The sequence below is a fragment of the Polymorphospora sp. A560 genome, from assembly GCF_045781765.1.
Lineage (GTDB): Bacteria > Actinomycetota > Actinomycetes > Mycobacteriales > Micromonosporaceae > Polymorphospora > Polymorphospora lycopeni.
The window spans coordinates 1,987,957-2,002,216 of record NZ_CP122282.1; the positions used below are offsets into that span (position 1 = coordinate 1,987,957).

A 14,260-nucleotide genomic window follows, 5' to 3' on the forward strand; every position below is an offset into this window, starting at 1 on the left:
GGAGCCGGAATCATCTGCGGTCATGCCGGCGCCCACGCCCCCATCCATCGACCATGACACCCACCCGCTCCACCCGCGGTCGTCATGAGCCAGCCTGAGCCCGCCGAGCCGCCCGTCGATGACGCATCGGCGCCGGCCGCGGAACCCGGCGCCGCGAACCGCCCGGTCTACGACCGCGGCGACACCGTCTGCGTTGTCGGCGCCGGGGCCAGCGGCCTCGCGGCCGTCAAGAACCTCCGCGAACACGGCTTCGACGTCGACTGCTACGAACGCGAGACCGGGATCGGCGGCGCGTGGAACTGGCGGCACGACCGCAGCCCGGTCTACGCCAGCACCCACCTGATCTCGTCGCGGCCGCTGACCCAGTACCCGGACTTCCCGATGCCGGACTCGTGGCCGGACTACCCGCACCACAGCCAGCTGTTGTCCTATCTGGAGCGCTACGCCGACCACTTCGGGCTGCGCCAGCACATCTGGTTCGGCACCGAGGTGGTGCGGGCGGTGCCGGTCGACGGCGGGCGGTGGGAGGTCACGACCCGCAGCACCGGCGGCTACGGTCCGGAACGCACCCAGCGGTACGCGGCCGTCGTGGTCGCCAACGGCCACAACTGGGCGCCGAAGCAGCCGACGTACGAGGGACTGGAAGACTTCCGCGGCACGGTCATCCACGCGTCGGCGTACAAGGACCCGGCGCAGTTGCGCGGCAAGCGGGTGCTGGTCGTCGGGGCCGGTAACACCGGCTGCGACCTCGCCGTCGAGGCCGCCCAGAGCGCCACCGCCTGCTGGCACTCGACCCGCCGCGGCTACTGGTACGCCCCGAAGTACGTCTTCGGCCGCCCCGCCGACCAGGTCAACGACGCGGTGCTGGCGCTGCGCCTGCCGCTGCGGGCCCGGCAGTGGCTCTTCCACCGCACGCTGCGGCTGACCGTCGGCGACCTCACCCGGTTCGGGCTGCCGGCCCCCGACCACCGGGTCTACGAGACCCATCCGATCGCCAACAGCCAACTCGTCTACCACGTCGGGCACGGCCGGATCACGCCGGTCGGCGACGTGGTGCGCTTCCACCGCGACGGCGTGGAACTGTCGGGCGGGGTGGAGATCGAGCCGGACCTGGTGATCTTCGCGACCGGCTACCTGCCGAGGTTCGAGTTCCTGGCGCCCGACGTGCTCGAACTCGACGCGGCCGGCCGCCCGTCGCTCTACCTGAACGCGTTCCCGCGCCACCACCCGACGCTCGCCGTCGCCGGCCTGCTCCAGCCGGACTCCGGCCTGTTCACGCTGGTGCACTGGCAGACGGTGGCGATCGCCCGGGTGCTGCGGCTGCGGGAGACCGCGCCGCAGCGGGCGGCGGCGTTCCGGACCCGGGTCGTGGCCGGCGCCGACCAGCGCTGGAACCGGGCGAAGCTCAAGGAGTCGACCCGGCACTGGTTCGAGGTCAGCCACACCGACTACCTGCGCGCCGTGCAGCGCACACTGGACGAACTGGAGCTTGCTCCCCGATGAGCGCGAGGAGTGAGGGAGCGCAGCGAGTGAGCCCCGCGGTCGCGAATGAAAGGCAAGCTTGATGAGCGCGAGGAGTGAGGGAGCGCAGCGAGTGAGCCCCGCAGTCGCGAATGAAAGGCAAGCTCAGTGACCAGTCTCCGGATCATGCGGGCCGCGGAGTGGGCGCGGCCGGTCCCACCCGTACGCCGGGAGGTGCTCGCCGCCCTTCCCGAGGTCGACGAGGGCCGGCCGCCGGTGCTGTTCGTACCCGGTTTCGGGCACGGCGCCTGGGCGTTCGCCGAGCACTGGCTCGACCACACCGCGGCGCGCGGGTTCCCGGCGCACGCGCTGAGCCTGCGCGGGCACGGCGGCAGCGGCGCGGCGCCGAAGGCGTCGCTGCGGGCGTACGCGCACGACGTGGTCCAGGTGGCGGCGGGCCTACCGCGACGCGCGGTGCTGGTCGGGCACGGTGCCGGTGCCCTGGTGGTGACCCACGCGCTGGCCCGCTACCCGGCCCGGGCGGGTGTGCTCGTCGCCCCGGTGCTGGGTGGCTGGGGCAGCGCCGGCACGGCGTTGCGCCGCAATCCGGTCGGTACGCTGCCGGCGGCGTTCGGGGGCCGGCTGCGGTTGAGCCGGCGCCAGCTTTTCAGCCGGAGCCTGCCGGATCCGGCGGCCCGCGCGTACGCCGGCCGGCTGGGCCGGGCGGCCGCCCGCGCCCAGTGGCAGGTGCTGCTGGGCCGGCCGGCGGAGCCGGCGGTCGGTGATCCGCCGGTGCTGGTGCTGGGCAGCCCCGACGACCGGGTGGTGCCGTTGCCGGCGCTCAACCGGGCGGCCGCCGGCTACAACGCGGCCCCGCTGCTGTTTCCGGGGATGGGCCACGACCTGATGCTCGACGTCGGGTGGCAGGAGCCGATCGACGCGATCCTCGACTGGCTGGAGAAGGACACCCGGCCCTGAGGCGGGCCGGCGGCGGGTCAGGCTGCCGGGGACGGGCCCGGGACGAGGGCGTTGAGGTACGAGGTCGCCCACGCCTGGATGTCGTGGGTGCGCAGGTGTCCGCGCATCGCCCGCATCCGGCTCGACACGTCCTCCGGGCTGGCCTCCAGCGCGTGCATCAGGGTGAGCTTGAGCCCGTCGAGGTCGTGCGGGTTGACCAGGTAGGCCTGCTGGAACTCGGCGGCGGCGCCGGCGAACTCGCTGAGCACCAGGGCACCGGCGTCGTCGACGCGGGCGGCGACGTATTCCTTGGCCACCAGGTTCATGCCGTCGCGCAGCGGGGTGACGGCCATGATGTCGGCGGCCCGGTAGAGCGCGGCCAGCTCGACCCGGTCGAACGGCTGGTTGAGGTAGTGCACGGCCGGCTCGCCGACCCGGCCGAACTCGCCGTTGATCCGGCCGACCTCGCGTTCGACCCGGTCGCGCAGGATCTGGTACTGCTCGACGCGTTCCCGGCTCGGTACGGCGACCTGGACCATGACCGTGTCGCGGACCTTGACGTGGCCGTCGGCGATCAGTTCGCTGTACGCCTTGAGGCGCTGCTCGATGCCCTTGGTGTAGTCCATCCGGTCGACGCTGAGGATGACCTTCTGCGGGTCGCCGAGGTCGCGGCGCAGCCGCTGGGCCCGCTGGACGACCTCGGGCCGGCGGGCGAGGGCCTCCATCTCGGCGGTGTCGATGGACACCGGGAAGGCGCCGATGCGTACGACCCGGTCGTCGACGGCGATCCGCCGGTCGGTGGCCGGCAGCTTGAGGACCCGGTTGGCGAGCTGGGCGAAGTTGTGGGCGGCCTGCGACCGCTGGAAGCCGACCAGGTCGGCGCCGAGGATGCCGAGGAGCAGTTCGGCGCGGCGGGGGAGCTGCATGAACAGTTCCGGTGGCGGGAACGGCACGTGCAGGAAGAAGCCGATCCGCAGGTCGGGGCGCAGGGCGCGGAGCATGCCGGGCACCAGTTGCAGGTGGTAGTCCTGCACCCAGACGACGGCGTCGGGCTCGGCGGCCCGCGCGGCCGCTTCGGCGAACCGCCGGTTGACCCGCTGGTATGCCTCCCACCAGCGGCGGTGGTAGACGGGCTGCTCGACGGCGTCGTGGTAGAGCGGCCACAGGGTGGCGTTGGCGAAGCCCTCGTAGTGCTCGCGTACGTCGTCGGCGGACAGCGGCACGGTGTGCAGGTGTATGCCGTCGACGTCGGGCAGGGTGGGCGCGTCGCCGGTGCCGCCGGCCCAGCCGACCCAGGTGGCCGGCTTGTCGTGCAGGATCGGGTGGAGGGCGCTGACCAGACCGCCGGGACTGCGGCGCCACTCGAAGGCGCCGTCGGGCGCCACGGTGTCGTCGACCGGCAGCCGGTTGGCCACCACCACGAGGGAACTCTGTCGCATCCCGGCACCTCGTTTCGCGAGGCCCCCACCGTCAGGACCGGACCAGGCGCGCGGCGGATCGTGCGCGGGACCGGATCGAGCGCAAGCCCTCGGTAGTGGAGTGGCAGATTGACGTATCAGAGTATTACTACTGACGAGAAGTTACGCGAGGGTTACGTACCGGCCTTAAAGGTCGATGTATTTCACTATCTGGGCGGATCCGGTCAGACGATCGCCCCGTCGTCGCGATCTTCCTCGTCGTCGCCGGACCGCAACCGGGCGATCAGGGTGACGAAACCGCCGAGGATGCCGAGGAAGCCGATCATCGTGACGACGGAGCGGTCGATCGGCAGCAGGTCGGGGAAGAGGAAGAGCGCGAACCCGCCGATCATGGCCAGCACCGCCACGACGGCGTACTTCGAGACCCGTGGCAGCGGCGGTGGCGGCGGCGGCTCGTAGCCCTCGTCGTCGTCGGGCAGGTCGGCGCCGAAGGTGTCCAGCCCGTCGAGCAGCGACGGGTCGCTGTCGCGCCCACCGACCGAGATGCCGGAGAAGTCGGCGGCCGACGGCAGCCGCCGTACCTCGCGCCCGGGTCGCTTCCCGGTCTCCGGGTCCTCGTCGGTGTCGACCGGCCCCTTGACCAGCCGGGGCCGTCCGGTCGGCGGCCGCTCCGGGCCGACGTCCTCGGCGGCCGGCCACGAGCGGGCGGCGTCGTCGATCTCGGTGTGGTAGCCGGCCACGATCCGGGCCCACTCGGCGTCGACGTCGGGGTCGGAACGCCCGGACCCCGACCGGGCCGCTGGCTCGTCGGTGCCGCCGCCGGGACCGGCGGCGGCCGGCGCGGCGGGGACGGTGCCGGCCGGGGCGGCGACGGCGGGGGAGGTGCCGGCGGCCGGACTCCCGTCCGGCGGGCCGCTGTCGGCCGGACGCTCCTCCTCGGCGAGGTCGGCGAGATAGCCGCGGGCCGTCTCCAGGTGGGTCCGGTCGACGTAGAGGCGGTCGACCGGGCGGGCCGGCACGGTGGTCGTGCGCGTCACGGGATTCAGGTCGGCCGACGGTTGCAGGTAGGCGGCGATGCCACCGGCGGCCAGGACGTCGAGCAGGTGTTCACCCACGCGGGGATCCACGTCGCCGGCGACGGCGTACTCCGCCGCGTCGAACCCGTTGTCCCGCCGTCCCCGGCGCGCCCCACCCGCTGACACCGAACACTCTCCTCACCGGCGCGACCCGCGCCAGGCCCGATGCGGCAGACCCCCCTCGTGAGGGCGCGTGCCGTGCATTGAATCGTGACACGGCGGCCGCCGGTTGCGGGAGTGCGTTGTGGCGCGCCGCCCAGGGTTCGTAGGCTCATGCCAGAGTTCCGTGCGCGGGACCTGTGGCGCCCGACTCAGGGTCGGGCGACTCTTGGCGGAAGGACACCGGTGCTGTACTGGCTGCTTAAGTACGTCATCCTCGGGCCGTGGCTGCGGTTGATCTTCCGGCCCGTGGTCGAGGGCCGGGAGCACGTACCCGAGCACGGTGCGGCCATCATCGCCAGCAACCATCTCTCGTTCTCCGACTCGATCTTCATGCCGCTCATGGTGTCCCGGAAGGTGACCTTCGTCGCCAAGGCCGAGTACTTCACCGGCAAGGGCCTCAAGGGCTGGCTGATCAAGATGTTCTTCGTCGGCACCGGCACCATCCCCGTCGACCGCTCCGGCGGCCGGGCCGCCCAGGCCGCCCTGGACACCCAGCTGCGTGTCCTGCGGGCCGGCAACCTGGCCGGCATCTACCCGGAGGGCACCCGGTCGCCGGACGGCCGCCTCTACCGGGGCAAGACCGGGGTGGCCCGGCTGGCCCTGGAAAGCGGCGCCCCGGTCATCCCGGTGGTGATGCTCAACGCCGACGAGATCCAGCCGCCGGGCAAGCTGATCCCGAAGATCGAGCGGGTCCGGATCCGGTTCGGCGCCCCACTGGACTTCACCCGCTACCGCGACCTGGCCGGTGACCGGTTCGTCGAGCGGGCCATCACCGACGAGATCATGTACGAGCTGATGGAGTTGTCCGGCCGCGAGTACGTCGACGTCTACGCCCAGAAGATGAAGACGCCCCCACCACTGGCGGCCTGACCCCGTCCCGCCCGGCCCGTGCGCCCCGCCCCGTCGATCATGGGGATGTTTCGGGCAAACTGGGTGCAGATCTTGGCAACAAGTCCTTGATCAACGCGGTGGGGGCACGCGGCGGGCGCGCGGCGGGGGCGCGCGGCGGCGCGGCACGGCGGTCGAGCGCCGCGCGGCGTCCGCCCCGCGCGGGGCCGGGTGGGTCAGGAGGCCAGGGTGGGGGTCCAGTCGGCGTCGCCGGCCGGTTCGGTGAGCCGGAGCAGGCCCGGCGCCTGGTTGCGCAGGGCGAAGGTACGCACCTCGGCCAGCACCGTGTCGGCGGTGCTCCGCTCGCCGGCCCGCTGCAACGCGCCGGCGGCCAGCGCCAGCGCCAGCATCCGGTCGGTGGTGTCCGGGATCTCCGCGTAGATCTGCGCCGCCGCCAGGTAGAGCTGTCCGGCCCGGGCGTGGTCACCGTCGGCGGCGACCACGGCCGCGGTCACCGTACGCAGCGCCGCCTCGGCCCACGGGGTACGGTGCCCGACCCGGTCGAGCATCCCGCGTACCTGCAGGGCCGCGTCCCGGCCGGCGAGCGCCCCGGCGTACGCGGCCGCGGTGATCCACTCGCCGCTGGCCAGCGCCGGTACCGCCGACCACGAGGCGGCCAGTTCGTCGAGAAGCCGGGCGGCCTCCCGGTGCCGGCCCTGCAACGCCCGGCACAGCGCGCCCAGCCCGAGCGTGGTCCAGTGCGGGCGGTGGAATCCGCTGCTGCGGGCGCTGTCGAGGGCGTCGGTGACGTCGTCGGCCGGCGTACCGGTGGGGTCGCCGACCGCGACCGGCCCGCGGGCCGGGGCGGTGTCGATGGCCGTCCGGGCCCGGGCCGGCCGGCTGTCGCCGCCCGGCACCGGCTCGCCGCGCAGCACCCGCAGGCAGGACCGCATCCCGCGGACCTGCATGTCCCACCGGCCGCTCGGGGTGTCGACGAAGGCGTCGGCGGCGGCGAGGAGCCGGCCGAAGTCGCCGTCGAAGTAGGCCCGCATCGCCTCGCCGGAGTAGCCGGTGGTCAGCGTCGCGCCGCCGCCCTGCCCGAGCAGCCGGTCGGAGCGGATCCAGTCGCCCTCCTCGCGGATCGCGTACGCCAGGTTCTGGGTGGCCCGGGGCAGCGCCAGCAGTTGGTTGGCCCGGCAGACCTCGGTGGCGGCGTGCAGTTCGTCGAGGCCGGTGCGGTCGCCGGCCTGGTAGCGGGCCATCGCCTCGGTGATCCGGGCGTTGGTCCGGGTCTCCAGCAGCCCCAGCCGGTCGGCGATGGCGGCGGCGGTGCGGGCGGCGGCGATGGCCGGTTCGCGTTCGTAGTTGAGCATGTGCAGCCGGCCGAGTTCGGCGTACGCGTCGGCCTTCCCGGCGGTGTCGCCGAGCGGCTCGAACAGTTCGACGGCCCGGTCCAGGCAGGACAGCGCGGCACCGCGGTCGGCGCGCAGCCAGGCGGCCTGGCCGAGCAGGGTCCAGGCGCGGGCCGCCGACGGGCGCTCGCCCAGGGTGAAGAGCCGGTCGGCCAGCATCGTCAGCTGTTCGACGCCGCCGCTCTCCAGGAACGCGGCACCGTCGCGCAGGAACGAGATCTCGGTGCTCAGCAGCTCCAGCCGGAGCTGCCCGGGCGGGTCGGTGTCGTCGACCAGGGTCAGTGCCCGGCCGACGTGGCTGGCCGCGGCGTCGAGCACGTGCAGGGCGTACGCCCTGCGGGCCGCCCGGTGCAGCGCCTCACGGGCCGGCGGGGCGTAGCGGGAGGTGTCGACGCCGAGGGTACGGGCGATCTCGTGGGCCGCCCAGCGGTGGTGGGCCAGCACCTCGGCGAGGTCGGTGTCCCGCCCGCCGGACAGCGTGTCGAGCCAGTCGGCCGTCCGCTCGTGCCGGGCGACCCGGTCGGTGCGCGGCAGCCGCTGGTAGCAGACGTCGCGGACCAGCACGTGCCGGAACCGGAACTCCGACTGGCCGGCCATCGTCGACGTCGCCTGCTCGTGGACCATGTCGCGCTGCTCGAGCCGGCGCAGCGACCGTTCGACCGACTCGACCGGCCGGCCCAGCGCGGCGGCGACCGCGCCCGGCCAGAACTGCATCCCGACCACCGAGGCGGCCAGCAGTACGGTCCGGTCCTTGGCGTCGAGCAGGTCGACCCGGTTGGCGATGACGCCGTGCACGCTCTCCGGCATCGGCAGGTCGTGCTGGCGGTCCAGCGACCAGCCGCGACCGGTCTGGCGCAGCGCGCCCTGCTCGATGAGCATCCGGACGTATTCGTGGGCGTAGAGCGGGTTGCCGTCGGCGACCTCGACCAGCGGGGTCAGCATGTCGGCGGAGAACGCCGCCTGCCCGAACAGGTGCGAGTAGAGCGCGGCGATACCGGTGGCGCGCAGCGGCGACAGGGTGATGGTCAGCCCGCCGGTGGTGGCCCCGGCCCAGGTCGGGTCGCGGTCGACCAGTTCGGGCCGGGTGGTGCACAGCAGCATCAGCGGCACCTCGCGCGCCGACGAGCCGAGCAGTTCGATGAAGCGCAGCATCGCCTCGTCGGCCCAGTGCAGGTCCTCGAAGACCAGCACGGTCGGCCGCCGGGACGCCAGCGCGACCAGGAACCGGCGCCACGCCGACTCGGTCTCCTCGGCCGGCAGTTTCGCGGCGGCCAGCCCGACCAGCGGCCGCAGCGCGTCGGCCAGCCGCTCGGCCTCGGCCGGCCCGACGAGCTCGGCCAGCGCGGCGTCGAGCCGGCGGGCGGCGGCCTCGGCCGGGTCGGTGTCGAGGATGCCGGCCTCGGCCTTGACGATGTCGGCCAGCGCGGCGAACGTGACGTTCTCGCCGAACGGCGGGCACCGGCCGGTGTGCCAGGTCAGCGGCTGGTCGATCAGCCGGTCGGCGTTGCGGAAGAGTTCGCGGACCAGGCGGCTCTTGCCGATCCCGGCCCGCCCGAAGAGCGTCACCAGTTGCGGCATCCGCTCCCGGATCGACCGGTGCAGGGCGTTGACGAGCAGGCTCAGCTCGTGTTCGCGGTCGAAGAGCGGGGTGGTGTCGGGCTCGCGGTCCGGCTGCTGCCGCTGCATCGGCGCGACCGCCAGCCACACCTCGGTCGGTGACGACCGGCCACGCAGCGTCACCGGCGGCTGCTCGGCGTAGTTGATGGCGGTGCGGGTCAGCGCGTACGTGTTGCCGCAGACCAGTACCCCGCCGGGCGGGGCCACCGACTGCATCCGCGACGCGGTGTTGACCACGTCGCCGGCGACGATCGCCTGGCCGCCGTCGCGGGCCGCCGCCACGTCGACCAGCGCCTCGCCGGTCGCCACCCCGACCCGGAAGCGCAGCTGGCCGGCGTCGGTGGGCGCGAACCGGGCCAGCACCCGCTGCAGCTCCAGCCCGGCGCGGACGCACCGCTGGGCGTCGGTCTCGGTCGCCACCGGCGCCCCGAACAGCGCCATCACCGCGTCGCCGATGTACTTCTCCACCACCCCGCCGTACTGGCCGACGACCCGGCGGGCGGCGGAGAAGAAGCCGGTCTGCATGGCCCGGACCAGTTCCGGGTCGGCGCGTTCGACGTACGGGGTGAAGTCGATCAGGTCGACGAACAGCACGCTGATCCGCCGGCGGTCCTCCTGGACGGCGGGCGGTGCCGGCGTGCCGGTGCCGCCCACCTTGGACCCGCACCCGGTGCAGAACGCGGCGTCGGCCGGCAGCAGCCGGCCGCACTGCGAGCACGCGGGCGTCAGCTCGGTTCCGCAGCCGGCACAGAACCTGTCGTCGTCGGCTGCGGTCCGGTTGCACCGGGCACATGGGGCGGGGATGCCGTCCTCCTGCATGCGACACGTCGAGCGGTCGGTGGCGCCGGCGGCCGCGGCTGCGGTCTGCCGGCACTGCGGGGACACCCGGTGCCGGCCGGCGGTGGCGACCCGGCTGGCCGCCCACGCCGAGTATCCATGGGCCGGCAAGCTGTCGGGAACTGGGCTCTTAGCCCATTCGCACTCCCCAACCGGGGTGCCCCGAGGCTACAGTCGGGCAGCTTGTGACTGGCCCGACAGAGGGGGAGTACGTAGATGGTGTATGTCCGGCTTGAGCAGGATTGGACCGACGGGCAGGGCACGACCCACCACGCCGGGTCCAGCGTCGACGTAGACGCGGCCACGCTCGCGGACCTGGAGGCGCGCGGCATCGTGGCCGCCGGTGGCGGCGGCTGGGACGGTCCGGGTGGCGGCGGGGGCGGCGACGACAAGGACTGGGCCGGGCCGACCGGCTGGGCCGGGCCGACCAGCACCCAGCCCTGACACACCGCGATCGCGTCGGGCCGGGCACATGCCCGGCCCGACGCGTTTCAGCGGTCGGGCATGCCGGCGCGGCGGCGCAGGGCGGCGACGTCGGTGACGACGATCCGGCGCCCTTCGGTACGCAGCCAGCCGCGGTTGGCGAACGACCCGATGGCCTGGTTGACGCTCTGCCGTGAGCCGCCGGCCATCTCGGCGAGCTGGCTCTGGTTGAGCTCGATGGTGATCATCGGGGCCTGGCTCTCGCCGGCCAGCCGGACCAGCGTCTTGGCCACCCGGCCGGGCAGGTCGAGGAAGACGTGGTCGGCGTTCTGCTCGGTGAGCCGCCGGATGAGCGCGCCGAGCGAGCGCATGACGGCGTCGAGGATGCGCGGGTTGGCGTGCACCAGCTCCATGAACGCGCCCCGGGACAGGGCCAGCGCGGTGCAGTCCTCGATCGCCTCGGCCGAGGCCGACCGGGTCGAGGCGTCCAGGAGGGACACCTCACCCAGTACGTCGGGCGGGCGCGCCACCGTCATCACGGCCCGTTCGCCGGTCGGCGCCGTACGGAACACCGCGACCGCGCCGCGTCGCAGCACGATGAGCGACTCGCCGGGGTCGTTCTCGACGAACAGCAACTGGCCCTTGCGGTAGGTGCGGGGCACCGCCGCGGCGATCACCCGTTGACGCACCTCCGGTTCGAGACCGGCGAACAGTTCGACGCCCGAGAGCGCGTCACCCGGATCCGGCAGGCGAACCTCCACGGTCCAACCCCTCCCCGGTAAGCAACATGGTCATGTGCCGGCTCACCCGGCCGCCGGGTCCACTTCGGTCGGCGGCGGGCGGATGAACGGACCATCACACAATAGGCGGTGCGAGTGTCAACATCAGATCATGACGCTCCTGTCGGGTGGTGTACACCCCTGGGATCGATTACGTGACAGTCCTGTGCCCTTGTCCCGGGACATGCTGTGCGCGGATCCGCCGACGGGTGGGGGCCGCACGGGGGCGCGGCGGATTCGGCGCCGAGGGGAACCGCGGCCGGCCGGAAGGTGGCGCACCAGCGCGCCACCTTCCGCCGGACGTGTCGTGACCGTTGAAGATCGGCTGGCGGCCCGGGCGGGTGCCGGGCCGACCGGACCCCGTCACCCCGACCCCCGTACGCCGGTTCGCCGCGGCCGGCGGGACACGGCCGGCGCGGGCCCGCGGTTGGCCGGCGGGTGCCCCGGGAGGCCGCCGTCCGGGCCGGTCGGCGAGGATGGCGGCGATGACTTACCGCTATTTCTACGACTGCGAGTTCATCGAGGACGGGCGCACGATCGACCTGGTGTCGATCGGCGTCGTGGATGAGTTCGGTCGCGAGTTCTACGCCGTGTCCACCGAGTTCGACAGCTCCCGGGCCATCCCGTGGGTACGCCGCAACGTGCTCGACCGGCTGCCGTCGCCGGCCGACCGGGCCTGGCGGTCCCGCGACCGCATCCGCGACGACCTGCTCGAGTTCCTGGTCGAGCCGGTCCGGGGCCGGGCGGGGGAGGAGGTCGAACTGTGGGCCTGGTACGCGGCGTACGACCACGTCGCGCTCGCCCAGCTCTGGGGGCCGATGACCGCCCTGCCCCGGCAGATCCCGCGGTTCACCAAGGATCTCCGTCAGCGGTGGGACGACCTGGGCCGCCCGGCGCTGCCGAAGGCCCCGGCCGACCAGCACGACGCCCTGGTGGACGCCCGGCACAACCTGGCCCGCTGGCAGACCCTCTCCCGCCTGCCGAGATCCGCGTGATCAGGGGCCAAGTCGCGCGTGTCGTCGGCGCGTCGTGGTCACAGCTTCCTGATCACGGCGATCATGGCGGGACACGCTGGATTCACCCATAGCGGGGCGACTACAGTGCGCAATGACGGCCCGCCCCGGGCCGGCAACGATGCCGAGACTTCGCTCCTGGGGCTTGGATGGGCTTACCTTTAGCTCTTGGAGGATCAGCAGATCATGCGTATCGGCGTGCTCACCGGTGGTGGTGACTGCCCAGGTCTGAACGCGGTGATCCGGGCTGTGGTGCGCAAGGGCGTCGCCACCTACGGTCACGAGTTCGTTGGCTTCCGTGACGGCTGGCGTGGCCCGCTCGAAGGGCTGACCCGGCCCCTCGGCATTCCGGAGGTCCGGGGCATCCTGCCGCGCGGCGGCACCATCCTCGGCTCCTCCCGGACCAACCCGTTCAAGATCGAAAACGGGGTCGAGCGGATCAAGAACAACCTCGCCGAGCAGGGCGTCGACGCGCTCATCGCGATCGGCGGCGAGGACACCCTCGGTGTCGCCACCAAGCTCCACGAGCTGGGCGTGCAGGTCGTCGGCGTGCCGAAGACGATCGACAACGACCTCGGCGCCACCGACTACACCTTCGGCTTCGACACCGCGGTCAACATCGCGATGGAGGCCATCGACCGGCTGCACACCACGGCCGAGAGCCACCACCGCACCCTCGTCGTCGAGGTGATGGGCCGGCACGCCGGCTGGATCGCGCTGCACGCCGGCCTGGCCGGCGGCGCCAACGTCATCCTGCTGCCAGAGCGGCAGTTCGACGTCGACCAGGTCGCCAACTACGTCGAGAAGCGCTTCGAGAAGCAGTACGCGCCGATCGTCGTCGTCGCCGAGGGCGCCCAGCCGCTCGACGGCCAGATGGTCCTGCACAACCAGGAGCTCGACGCCTTCGGCCACGTCCGCCTCGGCGGCATCGGCCAGTGGCTCGCCGAGCAGATCGAGGCCAAGACCGGCAAGGAGGCCCGCACCGTCGTGCTCGGGCACATCCAGCGCGGTGGCACGCCGAGCGCCTTCGACCGGGTGCTCGCCACCCGGCTCGGCCTCCAGGCGATCGACGCGGCCAACGAGGGCGACTGGGGCAAGATGGTCGCCCTCCAGGGCACCGACATCGCGCGGGTGCCGCTGGCCGAGGCGACCCGGGAGCTCAAGACCGTCCCGCTGGAGCGCTACACCGAGGCCGAGGTCTTCTTCGGTAGCTGATCCGTGCGGTCCACCGCGACCCGCCCGGCCCGCCGTACCCGGCGTGGCCGGGCAGGTCGTGGCGGTACCGAATCGCGCCCGACGGCGCGGGCTCGCCGCGCGAGGTCCGGCCGGGTCGTGCGGGTTGACAGGCTGATACGTGCGGCACCGGGCGGTGCGGTGGAACTACGTGCGGCACCGGGCGGTGCCGGTGGAACGGAACGAGGTGGCAGGCGTGGCGGTTGGCGTCCACACGGTGGCGGTGATCGGCACCGGCAAGATCGGTGAGTTGATGCTCTCCGGGCTGCTGCGCGCCGGCTGGCCGGCCGGCAAGCTCCTGGCCACCACCCGCCGGCCCGAGCGCGCCGACGAGCTGGCCGTCCGCTACGGCGTACGGGTCGTCGACAACCTCACCGCGATCGTCGAGGCCGACGTGCTCGCGGTGGCGGTCAAGCCGCAGGACGCCGCCAGCCTGCTCGACGACATCGGCCCCAAGGTGCCCGCCGACAAGCTGGTGATCTCGCTGTGTGCCGGCCTGCCCACCGCGTTCTTCGGCCGCCGGCTGCCGGAGAACACCCCGGTCGTCCGGGTCATGACCAACACCCCGGCGCTGGTCGACCAGGCCATGACGGCGATCTCGGCCGGCCCGCACGCGACCGCCGAGCACCTGGCCCTGGCCGAGGAGATGTTCACGCCGCTGGGCGCGACCATCCGGGTGCCCGAGTCGCAGCAGGATGCCGTCACCGCGCTGTCCGGCTCCGGGCCGGCGTACTTCTACCTGCTGGTCGAGGCGATGGTCGACGCCGGCATCCTGCTCGGGCTGCCCCGCCAGGTCGCCCACGAGCTGATCGTGCAGACCGCCATCGGCTCGGCGGTCATGCTCCGTGACTCCGGCGAGCACCCGGTGAAGCTGCGCGAGGCCGTCACCTCGCCGGCCGGCACCACGATCTCGGCGATCCGCGAGCTGGAGAACCACGGCGTACGCGCCGCGATGCTCGCCGCCCTCGAAGCCGCCCGCGACCGGGCCCGCGAGTTGGCCGCGCAGACCGAGAACTGATTCATTCACGCGCCCCGGACCGCGCC

10 protein-coding genes and 1 pseudogene are annotated in these 14,260 nt (G+C 73.2%); 7 read left to right on the forward strand and 4 right to left on the reverse strand.

Features of this window, described 5'->3' with window-relative positions; translation table 11 throughout:
• Positions 1 to 84 precede the first annotated feature (84 nt).
• Positions 85 to 1,503: a flavin-containing monooxygenase gene (locus QCD66_RS09105; RefSeq protein WP_375737041.1), complete on the forward strand. Its 1,419-nt coding sequence runs from the start codon at positions 85 to 87 to the stop codon at positions 1,501 to 1,503.
• A 144-nt stretch (positions 1,504 to 1,647) separates the two neighbouring features.
• On the forward strand, positions 1,648 to 2,439 hold the full coding sequence (locus QCD66_RS09110) for an alpha/beta fold hydrolase (protein ID WP_364209948.1): 792 nt from the start codon (positions 1,648 to 1,650) through the stop codon (positions 2,437 to 2,439).
• A 17-nt stretch (positions 2,440 to 2,456) separates the two neighbouring features.
• Here the strand turns inward: QCD66_RS09110 and QCD66_RS09115 are convergent, their stop codons facing one another.
• Together QCD66_RS09115 and QCD66_RS09120 are read right to left on the reverse strand one after the other, a co-directional pair.
• A complete protein-coding gene (locus QCD66_RS09115) occupies positions 2,457 to 3,857 on the reverse strand; it encodes a trehalose-6-phosphate synthase (protein WP_364209842.1) in 1,401 nt (466 codons plus the stop codon).
• Positions 3,858 to 4,558: 701 nt separating this feature from the next.
• Positions 4,559 to 5,038: pseudogene (locus tag QCD66_RS09120) on the reverse strand (hypothetical protein); the annotation flags it as partial.
• 219 nt (positions 5,039 to 5,257) lie between these two features.
• On the opposite strand from QCD66_RS09120, the gene QCD66_RS09125 reads away from it, so the two are divergent.
• Complete coding sequence (locus QCD66_RS09125) at positions 5,258 to 5,944, forward strand: lysophospholipid acyltransferase family protein (protein ID WP_364209847.1); 687 nt, start codon at positions 5,258 to 5,260, stop codon at positions 5,942 to 5,944.
• A gap of 194 nt (positions 5,945 to 6,138) precedes the next feature.
• Here the strand turns inward: QCD66_RS09125 and QCD66_RS09130 are convergent, their stop codons facing one another.
• Entirely contained in the window at positions 6,139 to 9,879 is a 3,741-nt protein-coding gene (locus tag QCD66_RS09130) for an adenylate/guanylate cyclase domain-containing protein (protein ID WP_375735472.1), read from the reverse strand.
• A gap of 105 nt (positions 9,880 to 9,984) precedes the next feature.
• Here QCD66_RS09130 and QCD66_RS09135 point away from each other — a divergent pair, with 105 nt between their 5' ends.
• On the forward strand, positions 9,985 to 10,212 hold the full coding sequence (locus QCD66_RS09135) for a hypothetical protein (RefSeq protein ID WP_357537616.1): 228 nt from the start codon (positions 9,985 to 9,987) through the stop codon (positions 10,210 to 10,212).
• A gap of 47 nt (positions 10,213 to 10,259) precedes the next feature.
• Here QCD66_RS09135 and QCD66_RS09140 read toward each other — a convergent pair whose 3' ends face one another.
• Positions 10,260 to 10,952, reverse strand: a complete 693-nt coding sequence (locus tag QCD66_RS09140) for a Crp/Fnr family transcriptional regulator (protein ID WP_357537614.1) — start codon at positions 10,950 to 10,952, stop codon at positions 10,260 to 10,262.
• Positions 10,953 to 11,455: 503 nt separating this feature from the next.
• Between QCD66_RS09140 and QCD66_RS09145 the strand changes: the two genes are divergently transcribed.
• From QCD66_RS09145 to proC, 3 genes are all read left to right on the forward strand, one after another.
• On the forward strand, positions 11,456 to 11,965 hold the full coding sequence (locus QCD66_RS09145; RefSeq protein ID WP_357537612.1) for a polyadenylate-specific 3'-exoribonuclease AS: 510 nt from the start codon (positions 11,456 to 11,458) through the stop codon (positions 11,963 to 11,965).
• Positions 11,966 to 12,169: 204 nt separating this feature from the next.
• Positions 12,170 to 13,198, forward strand: coding sequence for a 6-phosphofructokinase (locus tag QCD66_RS09150; RefSeq protein WP_364209855.1), 1,029 nt, complete (start codon positions 12,170 to 12,172; stop codon positions 13,196 to 13,198).
• A gap of 214 nt (positions 13,199 to 13,412) precedes the next feature.
• Positions 13,413 to 14,234 (forward strand): pyrroline-5-carboxylate reductase, encoded by an 822-nt coding sequence (proC, locus tag QCD66_RS09155; RefSeq protein ID WP_407567075.1) that lies wholly within the window; start codon positions 13,413 to 13,415, stop codon positions 14,232 to 14,234.
• Positions 14,235 to 14,260: the final 26 nt, after the last annotated feature.